We start from the raw sequence: 14,634 nt of genomic DNA, 5'->3' as shown, positions 1-14,634 counted from the left end.
GAGGTCAGCGTCGCGCAGCTCGACAACGGCAACCTGGTCTTCGTGTGGACCGACGACGTCGCCGACCAGAGCAACGGCGGGATCTACGCGCGGATCGTGGACCCCGACGGCTCGGGCGTGACCGAGCAGTTCCGGGTCAACGACATCCGCTTCGCCACCCAGAACCGGCCCGCGGTGGCGGCCACGGACAATGGCGGCTTCGTCATCGCCTGGTCCGATCACGGCGGGGCCGACGGCTCGGGCTACGGCGTCTTCGCGCAGCAATACGACGCCGGGGGCGCGCGGCTCGACAGCCAGTTCGTGGTGAACTCGACGACCACGGGCAACCAGCTGAACCCCGACATCACGGCGATCCCGGGGGGCGGCTTCGCGGTGATCTGGCAGGGCTCCATCGCCGTGCAGATCTACGGCAACGACGCGCCCGACGTCTCCCCGGTCAGCGCCTCGGGCGACGAGGACGCGGTCATCGTGCTGGACGCCGCGGTGTTCGACGCGGGCTTCGCGGACGCCGAGGGTCAGACCCTGCAGGCGATCCGCATCGGCACGCTGCCCACCGACGGCACGCTCAGCATCTCGGGCTCTCCGGTCACGCCGGGGCAGGAGATCAGCCGCGCCGACCTGCTGGCGGGGAACCTCACCTATATCGGGCAGCAGGATTTCAACGGGATCGACAGCTTCCTGTGGACCGGGTCCGACGGCACGACGTTCTCGTCCGACGTGGTCGCGGCCAACATCACCGTCGCCCCGGTCAACGACGCGCCGGGGCTGGAGGCGGGGCCGAACGCCTCGGTCACCGAGGGTCAGGCGATGACCCGCAACCTGACCCTCGAAGATCCGGACCCCGACACCCGCCAGATCACGGTGGATTACGGCGATGGCTCGGCGCCGGTGGTGTTCAATTCGGGCGCCTCCGCCCCGCAGATCAGCCATGTCTACGCGGCCGAGGGGGTCTACACCGTCACCGTGACGGTCGACGACCGCTCGGGCGAGGCCAATGCGGTCGAGGTCGACAGCTTCGAGGTCAGCGTCGCCAACGGCGCGCCGGTCGCGCGCAACGACACCATCAATTTCTCCGAAAACGCCAGCTCCGCCTTCGGCAGCGTCTTCGACGACAACGGCCCGGGCGTGGACTACGATCCGGGCGGGGATCCGTTCACGGTAACCGAGGTCAACGGCGACGCGGGCCTGGTGGGGAGCCAGATCACGCTCGCCTCCGGGGCCACGGTGACGCTGCGCGCCGACGGTGGTTTCGACTACGCCAACGGCCCCGTCTTCGACCATCTCGGCCAGGGCCAGGTGGCGACCGAGACGCTGACCTACCGGATCACTGACGACGGCGGGCTGAGCGACACCGCCACCGTCACCTTCCGCATCACCGGGACCAATGACGCGCCCGACGCGGCGGACGACGTCTTCGCGGCGGCATCCGACAGCGGCTTCACCGGCAACGTGATCGCGGGCGGGGGCGGCGGCGCCGACAGCGACCCCGACCAGAACGCGGTGCTGAGCATCACCCAGATCAACGGCGCGGCGGCGGATATCGGCGTGCAGATCACGCTCGCCTCCGGTGCGCTTCTGACGCTGAACGCGGACGGCTCGTTCAGCTACGATCCCAACGGGGCGTTCCCGTCGGGCGGGGTCGACAGCTTCGACTACACCCTGTCGGACCAGCATGGCGCCACCGACACCGCCACCGCGACGATCACCGTCGGCGTGGACAATGCCGCGCCCGACGCCCGCGACGACGCCTTCACGGTGAATGAGGATCAGACGGCCATCGGGTTGAACGCCTTCGCCGACAACGGCGCGGGCGCGGACAGCGACCCGGACGGCGATGCGCTGAGCGTGACCGCGATGAACGGGGCCATCGGGGCGATCGGCAATCTGGTGGCGCTCGCCTCCGGCGCCGCGGTGCGGATGTTCGCCAACGGGACCTTCAACTACACCAGCAACGGCGCCTTCAACGCGCTGGCGCTGGGCGAGACCACCACCGACAGTTTCCAATACACCGTCGAGGACGGGAACGGCGGCGCCGACACCGCCACGGTCACCCTGACCATCACCGGGCGCAACGACGGCCCGACCGCGCTCGACGATGCGGCGACCGCGACGGAGGCGGCGGGCGCCGCAGGCGACGTGCTGACCAACGACGCCGATCCCGACGCGTCCGACACGCTGCAGGTCACCAAGGTCGGCGGCTCGGCGCTCGCGGTCGGGGTGGCGACGGCGACGGCGCTGGGCGGAGAGGTGGTGCTGAACGCCGACGGCTCGTTCAGCTACGATCCCAGCGGCGCGTTCGAGGCGCTGGCCCAGGGGCAGAGCGTGGTCGATTTCATCGACTACACCGTGTCCGACGGAAATGGCGGCACGGATGTCGGCCGGCTGCGGATCACGGTCACCGGGCTCAACGACGCGCCGGCGGCGCGCGACGACGCGGTGGAGGTCGGCGAGGGCGGCGTGCTCAACGGCGACGTGACCGTCGACAACGGCGCCGGCGCCGACGACGACCCGGACGCGAACGACGCGCCGACGGTGACCGCCATCAATGGCGTCCCCGCCGACATCGGCCAGCAGATCGTGCTGGCCTCGGGCGCGCTGGTGACGCTCAACGCCTCGGGCACGTTCAGCTACGACCCGAACGGGGCTTTCGACGGCCTGAATTCGGGCGAAAGCGACACCGACGGCTTCGACTACACCTGGACCGACCCGCATGGCCTCAGCGACACCGCCACGGTGACCGTCACCATCCGCGGCGCCGGCGCGGCGCCGGTGGCGCGCGACGACGTCTTCACGGTGCATGAGGATCAGACGGCCGTAGGCCTGAACGCCTTCGCCGACAACGGCGCGGGCGCGGACAGCGACGCGGACGGCGATGCGCTGAGCGTGACCGCGGTGAACGGCTCGGCCGCCGCCATAGGGGAGTTGATCGCGCTGCCCTCGGGCGCCGCGGTGCGGATGAATGCCAACGGCACCTTCAACTACGCCACCAATGGCGCCTTCAACGACCTGGCGCTGGGCGAGAGCACGACCGACAGCTTCACCTACACCCTCGTCGACGGGACCGGGCAGACCGACGCCGCCACGGTCACGATGACCATCGCCGGGCGCAACGACGCGCCCGACGCCCGCAATGACGGGCTGGCGACCAACGAGGACGCCACGCTTTCCGACAATGTCTTCGACAACAACGGCTCCGGCGCCGATGTCGATCCGGACGGGACCGACACGTTCACGGTGGCGGCGGTCAACGGCTCCGCCGCGCTGGTCGGCGCGACGGTGACGCTCGCTTCGGGGGCCACGGTCACGCTGCAATCGGACGGCGCGCTCTTCTACGACCCGACCGCCGCCGCCGGCGCCCAGGCGCTGAGCGCGGGCCAGCAGCGCACCGACAGCTTCACCTACACCATCGTTGATCCGCACGGGCTGACCGACCTCGCCACCGTCAACGTGCTGCTGACCGGGGTCAACGACGCCCCCGACGCGAAGGACGACGCCTTCGCGACCTCGGTCGGGGCCACGGTCTCGGGCCAGGTGAAGGCCGACAACGGGTCCGGTGTGGACAGCGACGTGGACCAGGGCGACACGATCTCGGTCGTGGCGCTGAACGGGTCGACGGGGGCGCTGGGCTCGCCCACCGCGCTCGCCTCCGGCGCGCTGGTCACGCTGAACGCGGACGGGACCTTCACCTATGACGACAACGGCGCCTTCGACGGTCTGACCGGGGGCGAAAGCGCGACCGACAGCTTCGAATACACCGTCTCCGACGGGCATGGCGGGACCGATGCCGCCACGGTGACCATCGCCATCGGCGGAACCAACGACGCGCCGGACGCGCGCGACGACCTGTTCCAGGTGCATGAGGACATGGGCGGCGCGGTGCTGAACGCCTTCGCCGACAACGGCGCGGGCGCCGACGCCGACGCGAACGGCGATCCGCTGACGGTGATCTCGGTCAACGGCCAGCCGGGCTTCGTGGGGCAGGGGATCAACCTGCTCGGCGGCGGCCGGGCGCGGGTCGATGCGAACGGGCGGGTGACCTTCAACGCCGATGGCGACTTCGACCATCTGGCGGCGGGCCAGAGCGCGCAGACCACGCTGACCTATACCGTCAGCGACGGGCGCGGCGGCTTCGACACCGCCACCGCGACCTTCGACGTCGCCGGGCGCAACGACGCGCCGGTGGCGGCCGACGACGTGGCCGCCACCGACGAGGGCGCGACGGTCGCCTTCGACGTGACCCCGAGCACGGGGCCGGGCGAGGACGTCGACCCCGACGCCGGGGATGCGCTGGTCGTCACCCAGGTGAACGGCCAGGCCATCGGCGCCCCGATCCTGCTCGCCTCCGGCGCGCGGGTGACGATGGGGGCCGACGGCCAGGTCATCTACGACCCCAACGGCGCTTTCGACGGGCTCGCGCAAGGGCAGAGCGCGACCGACAGCTTCGACTACACCATCTCCGACGGGCATGGCGGGACCGATACGGCCACGGCGACCGTCACCATCCGCGGATCGGACGGCGACGTGAACCTGGTCGCCTCCGACGTCTCCTTCGCGGGCGGGCGCACCGACGAGTGGGTGCAGGTCGGCTACACCGTGACCAATCAGGGCGCGGTCGACGCGACCAGCCATTTCCAGGACCGGATCTACCTGTCGCGGGACATGGTGCTCGACGCCGGCGACGACCTGCTGCGGGTGGTGGAGTTCACCGGGCAGCTGCCCTCGGGCGCGCATTACGACCGGCTGGTGTCGGTGCATCTGCCCGACGTGCCGGGCGACTATTATCTGCTGGTCAAAACCGACGGCGCCGACGTCATCGCCGAGTCGAACGAGAGCGACAATGTCGGCGTCTCGGCGGTGGGCAATGTCGAGGCGCGGTTCCGCGCGACCCTGACCGCCTCGGTCGCCGAGGCGATCTCTGGCCAGGTGATCCAGCTGTCGGGTCAGGCGCTCGACGCCGCGTCGGGGGCCGGGATGGCCTTCGAATTCGTGACCATCGACGCCGAGCTCGACGGCGTGGTCCGCCAGGCCACCGCGCTCACCGACGTCAACGGGAACTGGTCGCTGAACTTCTCGGTCCTGCAGGGCCAGGCGGGCACGGTGAACTTCACCGCCCATCACCCCGAGAACCCGGTCGAGCAGCCGAGCCCGGAGGCCAGCGTCGATTTCTACGGCATGACCTTCGCCCAGCACGCGGCGGTGGAGGAGGTGATCCTCGGGACGTCCGAGACGCTGACCTTCACGCTGGAGAACCTCGGCGATCTGGACATCTCGCTGCTCAACGTCACCGTCTCCGGCCTGCCCGCGGGCTGGCTGCGATCGGCGGAGGCGTCGAGCCTGACGCTGAACGGCGACGGTTCGATCGCCGTCAGCTTCGAGGTGGAGATCCCCGGCGACGCGCCGGAGGATTTCGCCGACGCGGTGCTCACCGTCTCCTCGGCCGAGGCGGGCGTCGCCCAGACCGCGATCCGGGTGGACGTGGTCCCGTCCGGCGCCGATCTCGAGGCCAGCGTGGCCAGCCTGCGCGCCTTCATGGTGCGGGGCGAGCAGGAGCTGGTGTCCTTCGACATCACCAATACCGGGTCCGCGATCTCGGCCCCGATCACGGTGATCCTGCCGAACCTGCCCTGGCTCTCGGTCGCCTCGTCGCCCTTCATCGGGCCGCTGGCGGCGGGCGAGAGCGCGACGGTGATCCTGTCGCTGCTGCCCGGCGACAATCTCGACCTGCTCGCCTATATGGGCGCGTTGCAGGTGCGCGAGGCCGATGGCGGCGACGTGGTCAACATCGGCTTCGACTTCACCGCGGTGGAGGACGACACCGGCTCGCTGACCCTCAACATCGTCGACGAGCTGACCTATTTCGCCGAGGGCGCGCCGCAGGTCGACGACGCCTCGGTCACGCTGACCAACGCGGTGACCGGCGCGGTGGTCTACGCCTCGATGGATGTGGACGGGACGGTGACGGTGCCCGACCTGCCGGAGGGCTATTACAACCTTCGCGTCCAGGCCGCGCAGCATTCCAGCTATCAGGCGACGATCTATCTCGAGGCCGGCGAGCCGCGGGTGATCGACGCCTTCCTGTCGCGCGAGACGGTGCAGTATTACTGGTCGGTCACCGAGATCGAGATCGAGGACCGCTACGAGGTGGTGGTCGAGGCCGATTTCCAGACCAACGTGCCGCTGCCGGTGGTGGTGCTTTCGCCCAACGTCATCGACCTGAGCCGGGTCGACGATCTGGGCGAGTCGATGATCGTCGAGATGACCGTCACCAATCACGGCCTGATCCAGGTCGAGAACGTGAATCTCAACCTGCCCACCCACCCGCTCTACACGTTCGAAGTGCCGGTCGACATGCTGGCGCTGCTGGAGGCGGGCAGCTCGATCACCCTGCCGGTGACCGTGCGCCGGGTGGACGATATCGACGGCGGCGACGCGCCGGGCTCGATCCCCTGCCAGCTGCAGGGCTCGCTGACCTACGATTTCGACGCGGGCCCCTTCGACGTGCACAAGGCGATCCCCATCGCCTTCGCCAATGTGGAGGGCAATTGCGGCCAGGGCGGCGCGGGCAATTTCGGCTTCGGCGGCGGTGGCGGCGGCTTCTTCGGCGGCATCACCGGACCGGGCGGCGGCGGCGGCGGGGGCGGCACGGGAACAGGCGACCCCTATTCGATCACGCCGAACGTGCCGGTCCTGCAGATCACCGACCTTTGCGACGGGGACGCGGCCGAATACGCCTCGCTGACCTCGATCCCCGAGGGCAACGCCTTCGACGCGCTGGTGGGCATGCTGACCTTCGACGGGGCCGACAGCATCCTCGCCCGGTTCCAGGGCGGCGACACGCTCGGCGCCATGGCCAAGCTGACCGAGCTGCTGCCGGCCTTCGCCGGCGACATCGACGACCTGCTGCATGTGGTCGACTGGTGGGACTACGCCTACGCCCGCACCTCGCCCTTCTTCGAGCCGAGCACGGCGCTGGAGGCGGAATGGCTGCTGTCGAGCGAGATCGTCCAGCAGACCGTCGCGCTGATCGACGAGCTGTTCGGGGATCCTCTGTGGCATGACATCACCGGTCGCGCGCCGGGCGCGGACGCCTTCTTCGACGCGCTGGCCGCGGCCATCGGCGGGACCGGCGCCCAGCAGGTGATCGACGGGGCCGAGCGCGCGGACCTCCTGAACCTGGTCCTGCCCTCGCCGGTGACGCAAGAAGCGGTCAACGACCTCGCCGACCGCTGGAACGACACGCTTTCCGCGCTGCAATCGGGCGTCACCGATCCCGACGCGGCCGGCGCCGGCATCGTCGACGGGGCGCGGGTGGACGAGATCCTTTCGGCGCTGATCCCGCTGGTGAGCGAGGCGGACGGTCTGGACGACCGCGGGCTGGGGACCGTGATCGCGGACTCCGTCTACGATTATGCGGGCCAGATCGCCTCGACCGCCGGCGTCTGCGCCGAGGTCCGCATCCGCATCACCCAGGACGCGGTGATGACCCGTCAGGCGTTCCTGGCGGAGCTGGAGATCGTCAACCTGACGGTGGAGGACATCACCGACATCTCCCTGACGCTGGAGGTGCGCGACGCCGCCGGCAATCTGGTGGCCACCAACGTCTTCGGCATCGACGACCCGATCCTGCGCAACCTCACCGGCATCGACGGCGCCGGCGTGATCGCGGCGGGCGAAACCGGCTCGGCCGAGTTCACCCTGATCCCCTCGCGCCTCGCCGCCCCGAAAAGCCCGACCGACTACTTCGTCACCGGCACGCTGGGCTACAACGAGAACGGCGCGGTGATCGAAATCCCGCTGGCGCGCGAGCGGGTGACCGTGCAGCCGCAGGCGGAACTCGAGCTGGATTACTTCTGGCAGCGCGACGTGTTCTCCGACGACCCGTTCACCGAGGGCGTGGTCGAGCCGAGCCATCCGTTCCAGCTCGCGCTCATGGTCTCCAATTCCGGCGGCGGCGACGCGCGGAACCTGCGCATCACCTCGGCCCAGCCGGAGATCATCGACAACGAGAAGGGCCTGCTGGTCGAATTCGAGATCATCGGCTCCTCGGTCAACGGCGCGCCCGCGACCAAAACCCTGACCGCCGATTTCGGCGACGTGGCCTCCGGCGACATCGAGGTCGCGACCTGGCTGCTGCAATCCAGCCTGCAGGGGCATTTCGAGAACTACTCGGTCGAATTCCGCCATCTCAACGGGCTCGGCATCGAGGAACTGTCGCTGATCACCGAAACCCGGATCCATGAGCTGATCCGTCAGGTGAAGATCGACGTGCCGGGCGGGGACGGGCTGCCGGACTTCCTGGTCAACGACGATGGCGACGCCTTCGGGACGCCCGACAGGCTCTACTCCTCCGACGGGTCGATCCACGCCGTGGCCCAGGCCACCGGCGAAGTCGCCGACGGGGCGCCGGACGCCCTCGACACCGAGATTCAGGTCACCGCGACCATGACCTCGGGCTGGAGCTACGCGGCGCTGCTGGAACCCTCGGACGGGGAATTCCGGGTGGTGGAGATCGTGCGCGACAGCGATGGCAAGGTGCTCGACCCCGCCAACTGGTGGGTCACCGACCGCACCTTCCCCGATGCCGGCCGGCCGGCCTACGAATACGTGCTGCACATCCTCGACAACAACGACGCCGGCGGGTCGCAGACCTACACGGTGCGTTACGAGGCGATCAATCGCGCGCCGGTCGCGGTCGACGACGGGGTGTCGGTGGCCCAGGAGGGGTCGGTCGCGATCTCGGTGCTGGCCAACGACGTCGATCCCGACGGCGACGCGCTGAGCGTGACCGGCATCGTGCAGCCGACCCATGGCACGGCGGCGCTGGGCGCGGGCGGGGTGATCACCTACACGCCGACGCCGGGCTACAACGGGCCGGACAGCTTCGCCTACGTCGTCTCCGACGGGAAGGGCGGGACCGACACCGCGACGGTCGCGGTGACGGTGACGGAGGTGGTGCTGAACCCCTCCATCGTCTCCATCGGCGTCGGGCTGGTCTCGCCGGGCGGGAAGGCCTTCGAGCCCGGTTCGAACAGCGCCGCGGCCGAGGGCGACGTGGATCTGAAGGACGTGTGGTTCACCGTGAATCGCTCGGGCGACCTGACCGGCGACGTGACGGTGAGCATCGACCGCTCGGGCCTGGTGGATGTGGCGGACGTCGTGACCCTGCCGCCGGCGCAGATCGTGATGCTGTCGGGCCAGGCCCAGCAGAGCTTCCGCGTCCAGGTCCGCGGCGACTACGGGATGGAACCGGACGAGGCGCTGACCCTGACCCTTGCCGGCACGGATCGTGACAACGTCACGGTTTCGGCGGGCAGCGGGTCGGCCACCCATACCGTGGTCAACGACGACCTCGGCGGCACGCTGTCGATCGCGGCCAGCCTCACCGATCCGGCGCTGCCGGGCGCGGCGACCCAGGCCGCGACCTCCGCGGCCGAGGGGAATGCGGGCGCGACCCCGATCTGGTTCGTCATCGACCGCGCCGGCGACCCCGACGCGCCGCTGACCGTCTCGCTGACCCGCACCGGCACGCTGACCGACGGCGACGTCGCCTCGGTCATCCCCGGCTCGGTCAGCTTCGCGGCGGGCGAGATCCGCAAGATCATCCGCGTCGACGTGATCGGCGACCAGGCGGCGGAAGCGGACGAGACCCTGACGCTGGCGCTCGGGACCGTCTCGCGCCCCGGCTACACGGTGAACCCGTCCGCGGGCGCGGCCACCCATACCGTGCTCAACGACGACGCGCCGAGCCTGCCGCCGGTGGCCGAGGACGACGCGGTGACGATCCACGAGGACGCGGTGGCGCTCTTCGACGCCTTCGCCGACAACGGCTCGGGCGCCGACGCCGATCCGGACGGGGACGCGTTCCGGGTCAGCCGGGTCGACGGCAACGCGGCGGCGGTGGGCGTGGCGCTCGACCTCGTCGCGGGCGGGCGGATCCGGATGTTCCCGGACGGGACCTTCTATTTCTCCGCCGACGGCGATTTCGACGACCTGCAGCTCGGCGAAAGCCGCGATGCGGTCTTCACCTACACCATCGACGACGGCCGCGGTCAGACCGACCAGGCCACCGTCACCGTGACGGTGGAGGGGCGCAACGACGCGCCCGATGCGGTCGACGATCGCTTCGACGTGCGCGAGGAAGGGGTGTATTCGAGCAATGTCATCCTCCCCGATCCGGGCGCGGACGACACGGACCCGGAGGGCGAGACGCTCAAGGTGGTCTCGGTCGACGGCGACGCAGGCCTGGTCGGCCAGTCCTTCGACCTGGAGGCCGGGGGGCGGGCGCGGATCGAGGCCGACGGCAAGGTCTATTTCCGCGCCGACGGTGATTTCGAGGACCTCAATGTCGGCGAGACCCGCACCGTCTCGGTCACCTATGCGGTCGCCGATCCGCAGGGGCTGACCGACACGGCCACGGTGGCGTTCGTGGTCCATGGCGAGAACGACGCGCCGGTGGCGGGCGACGACGCGGGCGAAGCCTTCGCAGGCGACGAGGACGAGGCGCGGCTCCTCGCCTCGGTGCTCGCCAACGACCTCGACCCCGACGCGACCGCGGTGCTGTCGGTGATCGAGGTCGACGGCCAGGCCATCGCGGAGGGCGAGACCGCGACGCTCGCCTCCGGCGCGCTTGTCACGCTGCAGGCGGGGGGCGTGTTCCTCTACGACGCCAACGGCCAGTTCCAGCAGCTGGCGGAGGGCGAGACCGCGACCGACGTCTTCGCCTACGCCGTCTCGGACGAACATGGCGCGACCGACACGGCCACGGTCTCGGTCGAGGTCGCGGGGCGCAACGACGCCCCGGCGGCGCGCGACGACGCGATCCGCACCCATGAGAACGCGCTGAGCGTGGTCTCGCTCTTCGCCGACAACGGCGCGGGGGCGGATTTCGACGTGGAGGGCGACGCCTTGACCATCGTCGCGGTCAACGGGTCGGCGGCCGATGTCGGCAATGCCATCGCGCTCGCGGGCGGCGGGCTCCTGCGGGTGCTGGCGGACGGCACGGCGCGGTTCTACGCGGCGACCGGGCAGTTCGACCACCTCTCGGTCGGGCAGACGGCGCAGGTGTCCTATGCCTACACCGTCGCCGACATCCACGGCGCCACCGACGAGGGCCAGGTCACGGTCACGATCGAGGGCCGCAACGACAAGCCCCGTCCGCAGGCTGATGCGACCTTCGTCCGCGAGGACGGGCTGCGCAGCGGCAACGTGCTGGCCGACAACGGGTCGGGCGCGGATTACGACATCGACCAGGCCGACACGCTGAAGGTGAGCCGGGTCGAGGGACTCGCGGCCCATGTCGGCCAGTCCATCGACCTCGCCGAAGGCGGCCGGGTCCGGGTCAACGCCAACGGCCAGTTCTGGTTCTCCCCGGACGGGGATTTCGAGGATCTGGGCGTGGGCGAAAGCCGCACGGTCAGCTTCGGCTACACGCTCGGCGACAACCGCGGCGGGCGCGCCGACCAGGTGGTCACGGTGCGGGTGGACGGCGTGAACGACGCGCCGACGGCCCGCGACGACGCGCTGACCAGCCATGAGGATGCGGTCAGCTTCTTCTCGATCTTCGCCGACAATGGCGCGGGGGCGGATTTCGACGTGGACGGCGACGCCTTCGCGGTGGTCGCGGTCGAGGGCGATGCCGGGTTGGTCGACACCGCCATCGACCTCGCCGGCGGCGGCCGGATCCGGGTGCTGGCCAACGGCGGCTTCTATTTCGTGGCCGATGGCGATTTCGAGGATCTGGGGGTCGGCCAGACCCGCGAGGTGGTCTTCGACTACACCATCGAGGATCCGTATGGCGCGCAGACCGACGCCACCGTCACGGTGACGGTCGAAGGGCGCAACGACGCGCCCACCCCCGCCGCCGACGCCGGCGACGGCTTCGCGGTCGACGAGGACGCGGGCGGGATCACCGGCTCGGTGCTTCTCAACGACACCGACCCGGATACGGGCGACGCGTTGCATGTCCGGGGCGTCGAGGGGACGGCGATGGCGGAGGGCGACACCGTCGTGCTCGCCTCCGGCGCCTCGGTGACCTTGCTGGCCGGCGGGACGTTCGACTGGCAGGCGAACGGGGCCTTCGATGCCCTGGCCGAGGGCGAGACCGGGACCGACAGCTTCGACTACCAGGTCTCCGACCCGCACGGGGCGGTGTCGTCCGCGACGGTGACGCTGGCGATCGCGGGCCGCAACGACGCACCGACGCCGCAGGACGACGCGGTGCAGGGGCACGAGGACGGCACGGCGTCGGGCAACGTGCTCGCCGACAACGGCGCCGGTCCGGACGGGGATCCGGAGGGCGACGCGCTCCACGTCATCGGGGCCGGCGGCTTCGACGTCGACACCGGCTTCGACGTGGCGGGCGGCGGTCGGGCGCGGGTGCTGGCCGACGGCCGGTTCTGGTTCGACCCCGACGGGGATTTCGAGGATCTGGGCGTGGGCCAGAGCCGCACGGTCAGCTTCGACTACATGGTCGCCGACAGCCACGGCGCCACCGCCACGGCGACGGTCCATGTCGAGGTGCAGGGCCGAAACGACGCGCCGGTGGCGGTCGACGACGCGATCCTCGCGGCCGAAGGCGCGACCACCGAAGGCTCGCTGCTGGCGGCCAATGGCGGCGCGGCGGACATCGACCCGGACGGCGATGCGCTGAGCGTGGTCGCGGTCGACGGCGATGCGGGGAACATCGACCAGTCGATCGCGCTCGCCGGCGGCGGGCAGCTGCGGGTGCTGGCCGACGGCACGTTCCGCTTCGAGGCGCCGAGCGCGCAATTCGGGCATCTGGGCGTCGGGCAGACCGCGACGGTCAGCTTCGGCTACACCCTCGCCGATCCGCATGGCGGGACCGACACGGGCGTGGCGACGATCACGGTGGAAGGGCGCAACGACCGGCCGGTGGGGGTCGACGACGCCTTCGTCACCGATGAGGACGCGCTCTTCTCCCGCAACGTGCTGGCCGACAACGGCGCCGGCGCGGATCGCGACCCCGACGACGGCGCGGTCCTGCATGTGGCCCTGGTGCAAGGCGTCGCTGCCAATGTGGGCCGGTCGCTCGATCTGGCGGAGGGCGGCCGGCTCAGGGTCAACGCCAACGGCGCGTTCTGGTTCGACGCCGACGGCGATTTCGACGATCTGGCCGCGGGCGAGAGCCGCCAGGTGAGCTTCACCTACACCGTGGCCGATCAGTTCAACGCCAAGGCCGCGGCGCCGACCACGGCGACCCTGACGGTGATGGGGGTCGACGACGCCTCGGTCGCCGCCGACGACGCTTTCGTGGCGACCGATGCGGCGGGGGTCGCAGGCTCGGTCTTCGCCGACAACGGCGCGGGCCCGGATGTCGACGTGGACGGGGACGCGCTGGTCGTGGTCTCGGTCGAGGGGGCTGCGGCGGGCGTCGGCCAGCCGGTGGCGCTGGCGGGCGGCGGCTTCGTGGTGGTGAGCGCGGACGGGACGATGGTCTTCGACCCGAACGGGGATTTCGACCATCTGCGCGTCGGGCAGAGCGAGACGGTGGGCTTCGACTACGCGCTGACCGGCGGCTCGGTCGCCACGGCGACGATCCGCGTCGACGGGACCAACCAGGCGCCGGTCGCGGCCGACGACAGCTACTCGCCGACCGAGCGGGCCACGGCCTTCGTGAGTCATCTCTTCACCGCGGCGGGCGGCGGGGCCGATGTCGATCCGGAGGGCGACGCCTTCTCGGTGGTCGCGGTCGACGGGCTGGCGGCGGGGGTCGGCGGTTATGTCGACCTCGACGGCGGCGGACGGATCCGGGTGCAGGCGGACGGCACGTTCGGCTTCGACGCGCAGGCCGATTTCCTCGACCTCGCGCCGGGGGAGACCCGGACGACCAGCGTCACCTACACCATCGCCGAGGCGGGCGGGCTGACCGACACCGCCACGGCGACCTTCGTGGTGCGGGGCGCCAACTCGGCCCCGATCCCGGCCGACGACGCTTTCGCGGTGGATGCGGACGACGCCTTGGCGGGCGGGCTGCTGACCGACAACGGCTCGGGCGCGGATTTCGACTTCGACGGCGATGCGCTGACCGTGACCCGGATCGAGGGGGCGACCGCGAATGTCGGCGTCGCGGTGGATCTGGCGGCGGGCGGGCTGCTGACGGCGCAGGCCGACGGGTCCTTCGTCTTCGACCCTGACGGCGATTTCGACATGCTGCGCTTCGGCGAGACCGCCGACGTGGCCTTCACCTACGCGGTGCGCGACCAGACCGGGGCGCCGGGCGCACGGGCGGCGACGGCGACGATCCGGGTGAACGGGGTGGAGGATGCGCCGGTGGCGGCCGACGACCTGGTCGCGTCGGCGCCGGGGGGCGTGCGGTCCGGCAACGTGCTGGCCGACAACGGCTTCGGGGCGGATTACGACCCCGACGGCGATGCGTTGCAGGTGGTGTCGGTGAACGGCCAGGCCGCGCTGGTGGGAACCAGCTTCGACCTCGCCGAGGGCGGGCGGGTCCGGCTGCTGGCCGACGGCCGGTTCTGGTTCAACCCCGACGGCGATTTCGCGGATCTGGATCCGGGCGACGCGGTCGACGCCAGCGTGACCTATGAGATTTCGGACGGGCTTGGCGGTTTCGACACCGCCCGAATGCTGATCACGGTCCAGTCGCCGCTGGATTGA

1 protein-coding gene (only partly in view) is annotated in these 14,634 nt (G+C 70.7%); it reads left to right on the top strand.

Going from position 1 to position 14,634, the window contains the following annotated elements; genetic code table 11:
* Positions 1 to 14,634: the 3' portion of an Ig-like domain-containing protein gene (locus tag ACTB72_RS01830; protein WP_463035270.1), read on the top strand. Its footprint begins 13,401 nt before the window's first position; the window shows 14,634 of its 28,035 coding nt (coding positions 13,402-28,035); its start codon lies off the left edge, out of view; the stop codon is at positions 14,632 to 14,634.

It is taken from the genome of Albimonas sp. (genome assembly GCF_055129145.1).
The sequence above is the reverse complement of the archived record's forward strand: the minus strand, read 5'-3'. Positions and strand labels throughout refer to the sequence as shown.